Genomic DNA, 12,931 nt, shown 5'->3' on the forward strand with positions numbered 1-12,931 from the left:
TCGGCACGAATGAGTGCTGGTTTGATCGCGACCCGCCGGGACCGGCAATAATGTGTTGAGAGCCGGCGTGCGCGAATGCCATCCGCGCGTTTGGTGCAGAACTGAAGTCACCACAAGACGGATAGGCGCTAACGTAGCCGCGCCGCGGTGCGCAGCCGACAGCCTGCCGGCTTGTCTTGAGAATGTGGTCGATCGACATTCAACTGAGGCGTTCGTCTCGGATGACGAACTCTGGCGGATGGGCATGCTGCGGGCATGGTCGGGGTCGTCTTGGGGCGAGCCGGCCTGCTCATCGTATCGAACGATTCTCGCCACTAATACCTCTCGACACCCCGTCTCGACAAGTTCGACGGCTGCTCGATGCGAACGGAAGATGTACGTTGCGCCGTCAGATATGATTATCGAGCAGTCACAGCCCTACAGCTTCGGCAATGTCACGCCGCGCTGCCCCATATATTTGCCCGCACGGTCGGCATAGCTCGTCTCGCAGGGGCGGTCGCCCTTCAGGAACAGGAACTGGCAGGCGCCTTCGTTTGCGTAGATCTTGGCCGGCAGCGGCGTGGTGTTCGAGAATTCCAGCGTCACATGCCCCTCCCATTCGGGTTCGAGCGGGGTGACGTTCACGATGATGCCGCAGCGCGCATAGGTCGATTTGCCGAGGCAGATGACCAGCACGTCGCGCGGCACGCGGAAATATTCGACCGTCCGGGCGAGCGCGAAGCTGTTGGGCGGGATGACGCAGACGTCGGTCTTGCGATCGACGAAGCTGTTCGCATCGAAATTCTTCGGGTCGACCACCGCCGAGTCGACGTTGGTGAAGATCTTGAATTCGTCCGCCACGCGCGCGTCATAGCCGTAGGACGACAGGCCGTAGCTGATGCAATTCTCGCGCCGCTGACCCTCCACGAAAGGCTCGATCATGTTGCGGGTCGTCGCCTGCTCGCGAATCCAGTGGTCGGAAAGGATCATGACGCCGTCATCGCGGGAGCGGGCGCGACGCGCAAGGCTTTGCCGAAAACACTTGCAAGGGTTCGCAAATCGCGCAGCATTGTCCCTATTGAAGACTCGGGGGAGTGGATCATGCGATCGTCGATCTTTGCCATCATCGCCGTGCTGGCGGCGCCCGCCAGTGCGCAGACCGCGCCGCAACGACCGGCCGCGCCGCCGGCCAAGCCGGTCGTCGAAACCTATTTCGGCACCAACGTCACCGATCCCTATCGTTACATGGAGGCGAAGGACGATCCCGTCGCGGTGCCGTGGATGCGCGCGGAGGGGAAGTATACGCGCACGCTGTTCGATTCGGTGGCGAACCGCGCCGCGGTGGTCGACAAGATCAGGGCGACGACCGGCGCCTTCACCGCTGCGCGCGACTATCGCCAGATGGGCTCGCGCGAATTCTGGCTGCAGCGGGCCCCCGGATCGGACAATTTCGACCTGATGGTGCGCGAGGGAGGGGCGATCCGCAAGCTGATCGACGTCGCCGCGCTGCGTGCCGCGCGGGGCGGCGTGCCGATGGCGATCAATTATTTCATGCCGTCGCCGGACGGTACGCGGGTCGCGGTCGGCGTGTCCGAGGGCGGGTCGGAGAATGCTCTGCTGAGCATCTACGACGTTGCCGGTGGAGCGGTGATCGCCGGCCCGATCGAGCGGGTGCAGTTCGGTCCGCCGACCTGGGCGCCGGACGGGAGGGCGCTCTACATCAACCAGCTCGCCGCGCTGGCGCCGGGAGCCTCGCCGACGCAGCGCTATCTCAACAGCACCGCGCTGGTGTGGGATCTGAAGGCGGCGCCGGTGCCGGTCTTCGGCGGCGGCGTCTCGGACAGCGTCATCAAGCCGCGGCCGGAGCAGTTCAACGTCGTCAACGCGGTGCCGGGCGCGTCGCATGTCCAGGCGCTGGTCATCAACGGCGTGCAGAACGAGGCGGAGGTCTGGCTGGCGCCCGCTACCGCTGCGCTGAACGCGAAGACGCCGTGGACGAAGGCGTTCAGCTATGATGCGGAGATCACCGCGCTCGATCAGCGCGGACGCACGATCTACCTGCTGTCGCACAAGAATGCGCCGACGTTCCAGGTGCTGACGATGCAGGCGGGCCAGCCGCTGTCGTCCGCGCGCGTGCTGGTGCCGATGGACAAGGCGCGGCTGATCGAGGGCATTCGCGCGGCGTCGGACGGGCTGTACGTCATCGCGCGCGAGGGCCTGTTCTCGAAGCTGTTCCGCGTCGGCGACGATGGCAATATGGAGGCGATCCCGCTGCCGCAGAAGGGGTCGTTCGACGCGGTATCGGCCTTTGCCGATCCGACGAAGCCGGGCATCACCATCGGTTTCGACAACTGGACGACGCCACCGCAGTGGCTGCGCTACGATCCCGCGAAGCGGACGTTGGCCGACATCGGCGTCGGCGCGACCCCGCCGGGCTTCGATCGTAGTGCCTATGTTGCGACCGAGCTCACCGCGACCGCCAAGGACGGGACGCGCGTGCCGCTGAGCGTCGTTCGGGTGAAAGGCCATAATCGTCCGGGGCCGCTGCTCATCAATGCCTACGGCTCGTACGGCGTGTCGAACTTCCCCTATTTCACGCCGCGCACGGCAGCGCTGATCGATCAGGGCATCGACTTCGCGATGTGCCATGTCCGCGGCGGCGGCGAGTTCGGCGAGGCGTGGCGGCTGGGCGGCAAGGATGCGCAGAAGCCCAATACTTGGCGCGACCTGATCGCCTGCGCCGAGGCGGCGATCGCGGCGGGGGTGACGACGCCGCAGCAGTTGTTCATCACCGGCGGATCGGCGGGCGGCATCCCGATGGGGATGGCGCCGATGGAGCGGCCCGAGCTGTTCGCCGGCGTCATCGACCAGGTGCCGATGGCGAGCGCGCTGCGCGCCGAGTATCAGACCAACGGTCCGGCCAACATCGTCGAATTCGGGACGGTCAAGGATGCGCAGGGCTTCCGCAACCTGCTGGCCATGGACGGCTATCAGCATGTGAAGGACGGAGCCGCTTATCCGCCGTACCTTATCACCACCGGGCTGAACGATCCGCGTGTCGATAGCTGGCAGCCGGGCAAGCTGGCGGCGCGGATGCGGGCGGCGAACCCGAAGAACGTGGTGCTGCTGCGCGTCGATGAGGACGGCGGGCATGGCGTTGGATCGACCAAGGCGCAGGCGGATGCGATGTATGCCGACATGGTGACGTTCATGAACTGGCGGTTGGGCAAGCCGGGGTGGGCTTTGCCGTACTGAGGAAGCAGAAGACGCTAGTCGTTCAGCGAAGGCGCGAAGGCACGAAGGAGAGGGTTGAGCCGCGATCGGGGCACTGCTGCTTGCGGTACCGCTGATGCGGGCGTGGCCGGCCAGACCTTCTCTTCGGGCTTTCTAAGCAACCCTTCTTCTTTCCACTCTTAGACGGGTGCTTCGACGTCGCTCAACACGAACGGGCGCAGTGCTACGCCACAATCCCCAGATCCGCCGGCCCGAACGCGTCGGGCAGCAGATCCGACAGGCGGTAGCGTTTTACCGCGTCGCCGTCCGCCGCGCCGCACAGGACGGGGAGGTCGGTGCGGCTCATCTGGGCGGCTTCGTTGATGACCTGACGACAGCGGCCGCAGGGGCTTACCGGGCCGGTGCCGGTCGGGCGGCCGTCCGCGTCCATCGCGCCGCCGATGACGGCGAGTGCGGCGACGTCGCGCAAGCGGCCCGAGGCGCTGACGCTCGCCAGCGCGACCGTCTCCGCGCACAGCGACAGGCCGTAGCTGGCGTTCTCGAAATTGGCGCCGGTGACCACCGATCCGTCGGTCAGCAGCACCGCCGCGCCGACCGCGAAGCGCGAATAGGGGGCATGAGCGTTCAGCGCCGCCGTACGGGCGGCGGCGATCAGCGCGGTTTCGTCGAAGTGCATCGTTATCCCTTGATATGCAGCACGCAGATCAGCGTGAAGAGCCGGCGCGCAGTGTCGAAATCGATCGCGATCTTGCCGTCCAGCCGTTCGACGAGCAGCTCGGCCGCCTGGTTGTGGATGCCGCGCCGGGCCATGTCGACGGTTTCGATCTGTGCCGGGGTCGACTGGCGGACGGCCTGATAATAGCTGTCGCAGATCGCGAAATAGTCGCGGATCGGCCGGCGGAAGCGCCCGAGCGCCAGCACCAAAGTCTCCAGATGGCTGTCGTCGGCACGGTGGATGGCGAGTGCCAGCCGCCCTTCCTCGACCGACAGCTTGATGCGGTACGGCCCGGCATAGCCGTCGGCATGCTCGCGCTGCGGCGCAAAGCTGTTCTCCTCCAGCAGGTCGAAGATCGCGATGCGGCGTTCCTGCTCGACGTCGGCCGAGCGCCACAGGATGGTGCGCTCGTCCAGTTGCACGTCGATGATCCGCGGATCGGCCATCGCACAGCCTTGCGGCTTTTGCCGGGGCGAATCAACGGGCCGCGCTTGCCGTGGCGGCGGCGGGGGTGGAAAGGGGAGGGATGGCCACCATGATCCGTCCCGCCGATTCCCCCGAGCCGCAGCAGCTGCCGCAGAACGTCGAGGCGGAGGCCGCGCTGCTGGGCGCGATGATGATCGACAACCGGCTGGCCGACGACATCCTCGATAGGCTGGACGACGATCATTTCTTCGAGCCACTGCACGGCCGCATCTATGGCGCGATCCGCGCGCTCCGGCAGAACGACATGCTGGCGACGCCGGTCACGCTGCGGCCGATGTTCGACGGGGACGAGGGGATGCGCGCGCTGGGCGGTCCGGCGTATCTCGCGCAGCTGACCGGCAGCGGCGCCGGCCTGATCGGCGCCAAGCAGTTCGCGCAGCAGATCTACGACCTCGCCATGCTGCGCGCGCTGGTGACGGTGGGACGGACGCTCGTCGAGAAGGCGATGGACACGCGCGAGGAGGTCAACCCCCGCGCGCAGATCGAGGCAGCGGAAGAGCTGCTGTTCAACGTCGCGGCGGATGGCGGCAACGCCAACACCGTCAAGACCTTCGCGCAGGCGACGACGGAGGCCGTGCGGCTCGCCGAGAAGGCGCTGAACGCGGGCGGCGGGCTTTCGGGCGTCACGACCGGCCTCGATTCGATCAACGGCAAGGTCGGCGGTCTCCACCACAGCGATCTCATCATCCTCGCCGGGCGACCGGGCATGGGCAAGACCTCGCTCGCCACCAACATCGCCTTCAACGCCGCCAAGCGCTGGATGGACGACATGCGGCTGGGCATCGAGCCCAAGAAGTCGGTGGGCGCGAAGGTCGCGTTCTTCAGTCTCGAAATGTCGGCCGACCAGCTGGCGACGCGTATCCTGTCCGAACAGGCGCGGATCAGTTCCGAATCGCTGCGCATGGGCAAGATCAGCAAGGCCGAGTTCGCGCAGTTGGCGGCGGCGGCGGCGGACCTCGAAAATCTGCCGCTGTTCATCGACGATACCGCGGGCCTGAGCATCGGAGGCCTGCACACCCGCGTGCGACGCTTGCAGCGGCGGCAGCAGAACCAGATCGGGCTGGTGGTGGTCGATTACCTCCAGCTGCTGTCGGGATCGGCCAAGGCGTCGGGCGACGGGCGCGTGCAGGAAATCTCCGAGATCAGCCGCGGCCTCAAGACGCTGGCCAAGGACCTGAACGTTCCCGTCATCGCGCTGTCGCAGCTGAGCCGTGCGGTCGAGCAGCGCGAGGACAAACGGCCGATGCTGTCGGACCTGCGCGAATCGGGGTCGATCGAGCAGGACGCCGACATGGTGTGGTTCGTGTTCCGCGAGGACTATTACCTCGCCGCGCGCGAGCCGAAGATCCCGAAGGACGGCGACGATGCGCGGGTGTTCGACGACCATTCGGTCTGGGCGCAATCGATGGATCGGGTGCACGGCCTCGCCGAACTCATCATCGCCAAGCAGCGCCATGGTGCGACCGGCAAGGTGACGATGAAGTTCGAGCCGAACATCACCCGGTTCAGCGATTATGTCGGCGATCAGACGTTTGCGAGCAGCTACGAATAGGGCGTTGCGCGCTACGGCGAATGTTGAGACGAAAACGATGCTTTCGTCAGGCGCGAACGCGGGGCGGGCCGGGTCGTCAAGGTGTTGATACACCGCCCTTTTCGTCGATCGGCTATCGAGGTTTGGTTCGGTTTTGCGGCGGCGAGGGGTCGTGATGCTCAACCGATCGGTTGAGCTTCGCAGGTCGTCGAATGTTGAGAGAAAAACGTGTTTTTCGGCGCGGTCGTCGGCCGGTCGCGTTGGGTCGGCAACATACTGATAAATAGAGATATTGTCGCTGCGTCTGCCGGCGAATGCAGGCGATTTCGCCTTGCTGGGCGTCCGGACGCTTAACCGATCGGTTGAGCTTCGTTGGGCGGCGCGTCTGGCCGGACGATGAGCGGGGCGAAGCGTCGTCGTTCTGTCGAAGGTCACGTACCCGCAAGAGCATGATAGCGGCAGGTAGGACAGCGCACATTGCCGCCAAAGCGCTTGGTGCTCCGACGCAGGCGGGGCCTAGCATAGCAGGCGTTACGCTTCGTAACCCTGGGCTCCCGCCTGCGCGGGAGCACGGCGGTGGCGAAGAACTGGCGTGACCACTTCGCGGCGCCAAGTCCGATGCTTCGACAAGCTCAGCACGAACGGTGACGGTTGGTCGCGCTCAGCGCGATTGGTGCCCACATACGAAAAGGGCGCCTTCCTCGCGGAAAGCGCCCCTTCGTTAGACACCGCGGCCCGAAGGCCGGCGGACCGTCTGCCTTAGTTCGGCAGGTCGGTCTCGTTGTCGGCGTTCTCTTCGACGTTGTCTGCCTTGGCGTGCAGGTTGTCGGCAGCGTTCTCGAGAGCGGCTTCCGAAGTCTCGGTCGTGGCGTTGTCGGCCATCGCTTCGAGGTTGTCGGCCTGTGCCTCGATGTTGTCGGCCAGCGCTTCGGCGTTCGACTCGTTCTGCTCAGCCTGCGGCGAGTTGCACGCTGCGAGCGACATCAGGCCGGCGGCGGCAGCGACAATGAGAACCTTCTTCATTAATTGCTCCCAAGCAAATAACATCGCGAACCCGGCCCGATTGCCGACGCGAAGTTGCCGCAATAGCGCCATCGAACAGGCCGTCAACGTCATAAATGCCCAGCTCGTCGCATCCGCGGGCCTCGCTCAGCGCGCCGGCGTGGTGCGACCGATGGCTTCGGGCGCGTTGGCGACGACGGCCAGCATCGCCGTCCACGCCGCCACGTTCTGCCGCAATTTGGCCGGATCGACCTTGTCCAGCGTGTCGTCGGGCGTGTGGTGCAGGTTGAAATAGTCGAGGCCGGACTGGTTCAGATCGATCGCCGCCACGCCCTTCGCCATGATCGGGCCGACGTCGGCGCCATCGCCCGCCTTGCCGGGACCACGACCGATGCCGAGCGGGAAGAGCGCGGTGGCGAGGCGGTCGCCGACGGCCTTCGCGCCCTCCGGCAGGTTGGTCTCGAACCGCCAGATGCGGTCGGCGCCGAAGTCGCTCTCCGCCGCCGCGACATGATTGTCGTTGCCGTGCGCCTGCGCATAGGCGCGGCCGCCGAACACGCCAACTTCCTCCGCGCCGAACCAGACGACGCGGATCGTGCGGCGCGGCTGGCCGGCGTCCATGATCCGCTTGGCGGCGGCGGTGGTGATGGCGACGCCGGTCGCGTCGTCGATCGCGCCGGTGCCCAGATCCCAGCTGTCGAGGTGGCCGCCGATAAGGACGATGCCGGCGGCGGGATCGCTGCCCGGCACTTCGGCGATGACGTTGCCGGACTGCTTCATGCCGGTCTGACGCGGGGTCAGCACAAGCTTCAGCCGCACCGGTGCCCCACGCCTCAGGATGCGCTCCAGCTGTTCGGCGTCGGGCAGCGAGAGCGCGGCGGCGGGGATCGGCTTCACGCCGTCGGGGAAGTTGGTGCCGCCGGCGTGCGGATTACGGTGATAGTCGGTGCCGACCGAGCGGATGACGATCGCCGCCGCGCCCTTGCGCGATGCGACCGCGGGACCGCTGCGGCGGACGGCGCCGAAATAGCCGTAGCTCGACCCATCCATCGTCTTTTGCATCGCGTGGCTGACGAAGGCGATCTTGCCCTTCAGACTCCCGTCGGGTGCGGCCTGCAGGTCGGCGAGCGAGGGGAAGTAGACGATCTCCGCGGTCAGCCCGGCGGCGGGCGTGGCGCCCGAATTGCCGAGCGCGGTCAGGTGCAGCTTCTGCGGAAAGGGCGAGACGACTTCTCCCGTCTCGATCCCGCGCACCCACACCGGCATGGTGAAGGGCTCGACGCGGACGTTGCTGAAGCCCAGGCCTTTCAGCTTCTTGACCGCCCAGTCGCGGGCACGCGCTTCGTCATCGGTGCCGGCGAGGCGCGGGCCGATCTCGGTCGTCAGCCCCTCGGTGATGTTCCATGCCACGTCATCCTGCATCGCGGCGTCGCGGAGCGCCGCGACGTCCTGACCTTGCGCGGCTGCGGTGGCGGGGAGGGCGAGGGCGGCGGCGGCCGCGAGCAGGATGCGCTTCATGACGGGAGTGGTAGCCCCAGGCCGACGCGTTGCCAATCGTCCGCGCTGCGACTACATCGCCGGGCGACTTTCCCTGCCTCAGATCGATCGAACGGAGACCCCCGTGGCCGCCCAGTATGCCTATGTCATGAAGGACATGACCAAGACCTTCCCCGGCGCCCCCAAGCCGGTGCTGTCGAACATCAACCTGCAATTCTATCAGGGCGCCAAGATCGGCATCGTCGGCCCGAACGGCGCCGGCAAGTCGACGCTGATGAAGATCATGGCCGGCGTCGACAAGGACTTCACTGGCGAGGCGTGGCCGGGCGAGTATATCACCGTCGGCTATCTGGAGCAGGAACCCGAGCTCGACCCGACGAAGACGGTGCTGGAGAACGTCAAGCAGGGCGCGCGCGAGACGGCGGACCTGGTCGATCGCTTCAACGCGATCTCCGCCGAGATGGGCGATCCGAAGGACGACACCGACTTCGACGCGCTGATGGAGGAGATGGGGACGCTCCAGGAAAAGATCGACGCGGTCGACGGGTGGACGCTCGACAACCAGCTGGAGGTCGCGATGGAGGCGCTGCGCTGTCCGCCGTCGGACTGGCCGGTCGCGAACCTGTCGGGCGGCGAGAAGCGTCGCGTGGCGCTGACCCGGCTGCTGATCCAGAAGCCGTCGATCCTGCTGCTCGACGAGCCGACCAACCATCTGGATGCCGAGAGCGTCCGCTGGCTGGAGAATCATCTGAAGGAATATGCCGGCGCGGTCCTGATGATTACCCATGACCGCTATTTCCTCGACAACGTCGTCGGCTGGATCCTCGAAATCGATCGCGGCAAGTACTTCCCGTACGAAGGCAATTACTCGACGTACCTCGAGAAGAAGTCGAAGCGGCTGGAGCAGGAGGAGCGCGAGGAATCGGGCCGCCAGACCGCGATCCGCAACGAGCTGGAATGGATCCGGCAGGGTGCCAAGGCCCGCCAGACCAAGTCGAAAGCGCGTATCGCCAAGTTCGAGCAGCTGGTCGAGGCGCAGAAGAACCGCACCCCCGGCAAGGCGCAGATCGTCATCCAGGTGCCCGAGCGGCTGGGCGGCAAGGTGATCGAGGTCGAGAACGTCAGCAAGGCTTACGGCGACAAGCTGCTGTTCGAGAACCTGTCCTTCACGTTGCCGGCGGGCGGCATCGTCGGCGTCATCGGGCCGAACGGCGCGGGCAAGTCGACGCTGTTCAAGCTCATCACCGGCCAGGAACAGCCCGACGAGGGCAAGATCGACATGGGGTCGACCGTGCGGCTGGGTTACGTCGACCAGAGCCGCGATCACCTCGACCCGAAGAAGAACGTCTGGGAGGAAATCTCCGACGGGCTCGACTACATGAAGGTCAACGGCCACGACCAGTCGACGCGCGCTTACGTGGGCGCGTTCAACTTCAAGGGGCAAGACCAGCAGAAGAACGTCGGCAAGCTGTCGGGCGGTGAGCGCAACCGCGTCAACATCGCCAAGATGCTGAAGCGTGGTGGCAACGTGCTGCTGCTCGACGAGCCGACCAACGATCTCGACGTGGAAACGCTGGGTGCGCTGGAGGAGGCGATCGAGAATTTCGCCGGCTGCGCCGTGGTCATCAGCCATGACCGCTTCTTCCTCGATCGCCTCGCGACGCACATCCTCGCGTTCGAGGGCGACAGCCATGTCGAGTGGTTCGAGGGGAACTTCGACGCCTATGAGGAGGACAAGCGCCGTCGTCTGGGCGATGCGGCGGATCGGCCGACGGCGCTCGCTTACAAGAAGCTGACGCGGTAGTTTGGGGCGCCTTAAAAAAACTACCGTCACTCCCGCGGAGGCGGGAATTCATTGAGACTGTCGTTGCGGTTAAGCGGCGAGGGGAGCGTCAAGGAATTCCCGACTTCGCGGGGGTGACGCTGGGGCGGGGGTGCGACCGACCCCCTAAACCCCGATCGGCCTAAGGCCGTCGTGGTCCTCGCGCGTTTCCTCCAGCATCGCCACTGCGTCGCATAAACCCATGTAATGTTCCGCCAGCGCGATGTGCGCGGCGACCGCTTCCTGTGATCCGGCGCGGGTGGCGAGGTCCATCTGCACGGTGGCGCGGTGGTAGAAATAGGCCCGGTCTTCCTCCGGGTGACGACGATCGGCCCTGCGGCCGGCGGCTACGCTGATCACGGCTGCTCCATTGGCGATGGCCGGACAGGGATACTGGACCATCTGGAGAACAAACGCGCATCGCAGCAAGCGGATGCATCGCGTGCGACGAAATCCGGCCGTGATGCGTCAGGCGGTGAAGCGCTTCGTGAAACCCTTCACCGCGCGGTCGTCGGTCGGCACGGTGACGACATCGTCGACCCGCGCCATCGCCGGCCCCTCGCGCGTCGCGGCCAGGAATGCCTCGATCGCGGCGTCGTCGCCGTCGGCCAGCATCTCGACCCGCCCGTCGGTGAGGTTGCGGACCCAGCCGCGGACGCCCAAAGCCTGCGCCTTGCGAACCATATAGTCGCGGTAGCCGACCTGTTGCACGCGGCCGCTCACCAGGATGCGTTGCATCGCCCCCATCACCCAATTCCGTTTCGTCGAACATGTCGCCGACAGCCCCGCGCTGCCGGTCGCGTCTCCCTTGCACCCGACAAGCCCCGAGCGGCGAGCTAATAGCGACACAGCCTGCCGCAACCTCGCCGCCGCCGGCCGTGAAGCGTGCAATTACAGCGACATGCCGAACACGGTTCATGTGTAACATTTGGTTAAGAGGCGTAGCGCTATCCTTGCGGCAAGGGGAGGGCGACTCGCGTCTTATCCCCGCTCATCCGCCGCACGGGGTTGGATCATGACGGCACGGCCGACAAGCTGGATGGAACTGGGCGCGGATCTGGCGAAGGCGCGTGTCGCCGCCGGGCTGTCGGTCGGATCGGTCGCGGAGCGCACCAAGATCGGATGCCACCAGATCGAGGCGATCGAGCGCGGCGAGCTGGAGCGCATGGCGGCACCACTCTACGCGGTCAGCTTCGCGCGCGCGTTCGCCGCCGCGGTCGGCCACGCCGGGTTCGGTGTGCGCGACAGCGTGATGCGCGGATACAGCGACCTGCGCGCCTAACGCAGCCGCTTCACCCACAGCCGGCCGTCGTCGCGGCGCTCGGTCTGGAAATTCGGCACCGCCTCGATCAGGTCGGACAGCCGCTTGAACCCGTAATTGCGCGCGTCGAAGCTCGAGCGGTTCTCGGCCAGCTTGCCCATCGCGGACAGGCTGACGAAGCCACGCTCGTCACGACGCACGCTGTCGTAGCTGTCGATCAGCAGTTTCAGCAGTTCGGGATCGACTCCCTTGGCGGCGGTCGCCTGCGGCACGGCCGGCTTTGGGCGGCCGGAGGCGGGGGGCAGCGATTCCGCCAGAGGTACATCGACCGGGGCCGGCGTGGCCGCCACCTGCAACGCGCCGGTGTCGATGAAGCGGGTGCACGCCTGCTGGAACGGCGCAGGGGTCTTCGCCGTGCCGAAGCCGTAGACCGGAAGCCCCTCCTGCCGGATGCGGGTGGCGAGCGGCATGAAATCGCTGTCCGACGACATGATGCCGAAGCCCTGGACGTTGCCGCGATAGAGCAGGTCCATCGCGTCGATCGTCATCTTCATGTCGGTGGCGTTCTTGCCTTTCGTCAGGTCGAACTGCTGCTGCGGCTCGATGCCGTGCTTCAGCGACATCTCGACCCAGCCCTTCAGCGCGGTCTTCGACCAGTTGCCGTAGACGCGCCGCACGCTGACCGTGCCGAGCTCGGCAAGCACGGTGATGACGGGATCGAAGGTCGCCGCGGACGCATTGTCGGCGTCGATCAGCAGGGCGATGTTGCGGTTGGGAGTTTCGTCCATGTGGGCGTCGTACCGCCGATCCCGCCTCAGGGATAGCGTATCGCGATCAACTCATATTCGCGCTCGCCCGCCGGCAGGGTGACGCGTCGGACATCGCCGACCGCGGCACCGCGCAGCGCGCGCGCGAACGGGCTGTTCCAGCCGACGCGGCCGGCGCCGGCGTCCGCTTCGTCGTCGCCGACCAGGGTGAGCTCGCGTTCGTTGTCGTCCATGTCGGCGACGGTGACGCTGGCGCCGAACCAGACGCGGCTGCGATCCTCCTGCGCGGCGGGATCGACGACCTTCGCCGCCTTCATCCGCTTCGACAGCCAGCCCAGCCGCCGATCGATCTCGCGCAGCCGCTTGCGGCCATAGATATAGTCGCCGTTCTCCGACCGGTCGCCGTTGCCCGCCGCCCAGGCGATGGTTTCGACCAGCTTCGGGCGTTCGCCGGCGAACAGCGCTTCGTATTCGGCGCGGAGGGCGGCGTAGCCGGTAGGGGTGATGTAGTTGGGACGGTCCATGGGGTGGGTTTAGCGCGCTGGGGAGCAACCACCACCTCCGTTCGCCCGGAGCCTGTCGAAGGGCTGTCCCTCTTCGTGCCGAGAGCGCGTCTCGAAGAAGAAGGGCAGTGCTT

Annotated in this window: 13 protein-coding genes; 4 read left to right on the plus strand and 9 right to left on the minus strand. The window is 66.3% G+C overall.

The window, feature by feature from the left end; translation table 11 throughout:
• Positions 1-417: 417 nt before the first annotated feature.
• Positions 418-969: a dCTP deaminase gene (dcd, locus tag ACX40P_RS11870; RefSeq protein WP_459126540.1), complete on the minus strand. Its 552-nt coding sequence runs from the start codon at positions 967-969 to the stop codon at positions 418-420.
• A 111-nt stretch (positions 970-1,080) separates the two neighbouring features.
• Here dcd and ACX40P_RS11875 point away from each other — a divergent pair, with 111 nt between their 5' ends.
• The gene (locus ACX40P_RS11875; RefSeq protein ID WP_459126541.1) at positions 1,081-3,234 is read left to right on the plus strand and encodes a prolyl oligopeptidase family serine peptidase; all 2,154 of its coding nucleotides are present in this window, start codon (positions 1,081-1,083) and stop codon (positions 3,232-3,234) included.
• 202 nt (positions 3,235-3,436) lie between these two features.
• Here the strand turns inward: ACX40P_RS11875 and ACX40P_RS11880 are convergent, their stop codons facing one another.
• Both ACX40P_RS11880 and ACX40P_RS11885 read right to left on the minus strand, forming a co-directional pair.
• Positions 3,437-3,889: a cytidine deaminase gene (locus ACX40P_RS11880; RefSeq protein ID WP_459126542.1), complete on the minus strand. Its 453-nt coding sequence runs from the start codon at positions 3,887-3,889 to the stop codon at positions 3,437-3,439.
• Between the two features lie 2 nt (positions 3,890-3,891).
• Entirely contained in the window at positions 3,892-4,374 is a 483-nt protein-coding gene (locus ACX40P_RS11885) for a UPF0262 family protein (protein ID WP_459126543.1), read from the minus strand.
• A gap of 80 nt (positions 4,375-4,454) precedes the next feature.
• Between ACX40P_RS11885 and ACX40P_RS11890 the strand changes: the two genes are divergently transcribed.
• On the plus strand, positions 4,455-5,966 hold the full coding sequence (locus tag ACX40P_RS11890; protein ID WP_459126544.1) for a replicative DNA helicase: 1,512 nt from the start codon (positions 4,455-4,457) through the stop codon (positions 5,964-5,966).
• A 738-nt stretch (positions 5,967-6,704) separates the two neighbouring features.
• Here ACX40P_RS11890 and ACX40P_RS11895 read toward each other — a convergent pair.
• A complete protein-coding gene (locus ACX40P_RS11895; RefSeq protein WP_459126545.1) occupies positions 6,705-7,061 on the minus strand; it encodes a hypothetical protein in 357 nt (118 codons plus the stop codon).
• Between the two features lie 33 nt (positions 7,062-7,094).
• Positions 7,095-8,465, minus strand: coding sequence for a M20/M25/M40 family metallo-hydrolase (locus ACX40P_RS11900; protein ID WP_459126546.1), 1,371 nt, complete (start codon positions 8,463-8,465; stop codon positions 7,095-7,097).
• Between the two features lie 103 nt (positions 8,466-8,568).
• Between ACX40P_RS11900 and ettA the strand changes: the two genes are divergently transcribed.
• Positions 8,569-10,248 carry an energy-dependent translational throttle protein EttA gene (gene ettA / locus ACX40P_RS11905; RefSeq protein WP_459126547.1) on the plus strand — a complete coding sequence of 560 codons (1,680 nt, stop codon included), beginning with the start codon at positions 8,569-8,571 and terminating at the stop codon, positions 10,246-10,248.
• A 144-nt stretch (positions 10,249-10,392) separates the two neighbouring features.
• Here the strand turns inward: ettA and ACX40P_RS11910 are convergent, their stop codons facing one another.
• Positions 10,393-10,626: a hypothetical protein gene (locus ACX40P_RS11910; protein WP_459126548.1), complete on the minus strand. Its 234-nt coding sequence runs from the start codon at positions 10,624-10,626 to the stop codon at positions 10,393-10,395.
• A 108-nt stretch (positions 10,627-10,734) separates the two neighbouring features.
• Positions 10,735-11,004, minus strand: a complete 270-nt coding sequence (locus ACX40P_RS11915) for an acylphosphatase (protein WP_459126549.1) — start codon at positions 11,002-11,004, stop codon at positions 10,735-10,737.
• A gap of 277 nt (positions 11,005-11,281) precedes the next feature.
• On the opposite strand from ACX40P_RS11915, the gene ACX40P_RS11920 reads away from it, so the two are divergent.
• A complete protein-coding gene (locus ACX40P_RS11920; protein ID WP_459126550.1) occupies positions 11,282-11,548 on the plus strand; it encodes a helix-turn-helix domain-containing protein in 267 nt (88 codons plus the stop codon).
• Here ACX40P_RS11920 and ACX40P_RS11925 read toward each other — a convergent pair.
• Positions 11,545-12,315 (minus strand): NYN domain-containing protein, encoded by a 771-nt coding sequence (locus ACX40P_RS11925; protein WP_459126551.1) that lies wholly within the window; start codon positions 12,313-12,315, stop codon positions 11,545-11,547. The two genes, ACX40P_RS11920 and ACX40P_RS11925, sit on opposite strands and share 4 nt — an antisense overlap.
• A 26-nt stretch (positions 12,316-12,341) precedes the next feature.
• A complete protein-coding gene (greB, locus tag ACX40P_RS11930; RefSeq protein ID WP_459126552.1) occupies positions 12,342-12,818 on the minus strand; it encodes a transcription elongation factor GreB in 477 nt (158 codons plus the stop codon).
• Positions 12,819-12,931: the final 113 nt, after the last annotated feature.

Source organism: Sphingomonas sp. RS2018 (genome assembly GCF_054489605.1).

Bases quoted from the DNA above. Each gene is read 5' to 3' on its own strand.
- ACX40P_RS11920 (WP_459126550.1), top strand. From the start codon at position 11,282: ATGACGGCACGGCCGACAAGCTGGATGGAACTGGGCGCGGATCTGGCG.
- ACX40P_RS11875 (WP_459126541.1), top strand. From the start codon at position 1,081: ATGCGATCGTCGATCTTTGCCATCATCGCCGTGCTGGCGGCGCCCGCC.
- ACX40P_RS11895 (WP_459126545.1), bottom strand. From the start codon at position 7,061: ATGACGTTGACGGCCTGTTCGATGGCGCTATTGCGGCAACTTCGCGTC.
- dcd (WP_459126540.1), bottom strand. From the start codon at position 969: ATGATCCTTTCCGACCACTGGATTCGCGAGCAGGCGACGACCCGCAAC.
- ACX40P_RS11900 (WP_459126546.1), bottom strand. From the start codon at position 8,465: ATGAAGCGCATCCTGCTCGCGGCCGCCGCCGCCCTCGCCCTCCCCGCC.
- ACX40P_RS11885 (WP_459126543.1), bottom strand. From the start codon at position 4,374: ATGGCCGATCCGCGGATCATCGACGTGCAACTGGACGAGCGCACCATC.
- ACX40P_RS11880 (WP_459126542.1), bottom strand. From the start codon at position 3,889: ATGCACTTCGACGAAACCGCGCTGATCGCCGCCGCCCGTACGGCGGCG.
- greB (WP_459126552.1), bottom strand. From the start codon at position 12,818: ATGGACCGTCCCAACTACATCACCCCTACCGGCTACGCCGCCCTCCGC.
- ACX40P_RS11925 (WP_459126551.1), bottom strand. From the start codon at position 12,315: ATGGACGAAACTCCCAACCGCAACATCGCCCTGCTGATCGACGCCGAC.
- ACX40P_RS11915 (WP_459126549.1), bottom strand. From the start codon at position 11,004: ATGCAACGCATCCTGGTGAGCGGCCGCGTGCAACAGGTCGGCTACCGC.
- ACX40P_RS11890 (WP_459126544.1), top strand. From the start codon at position 4,455: ATGGCCACCATGATCCGTCCCGCCGATTCCCCCGAGCCGCAGCAGCTG.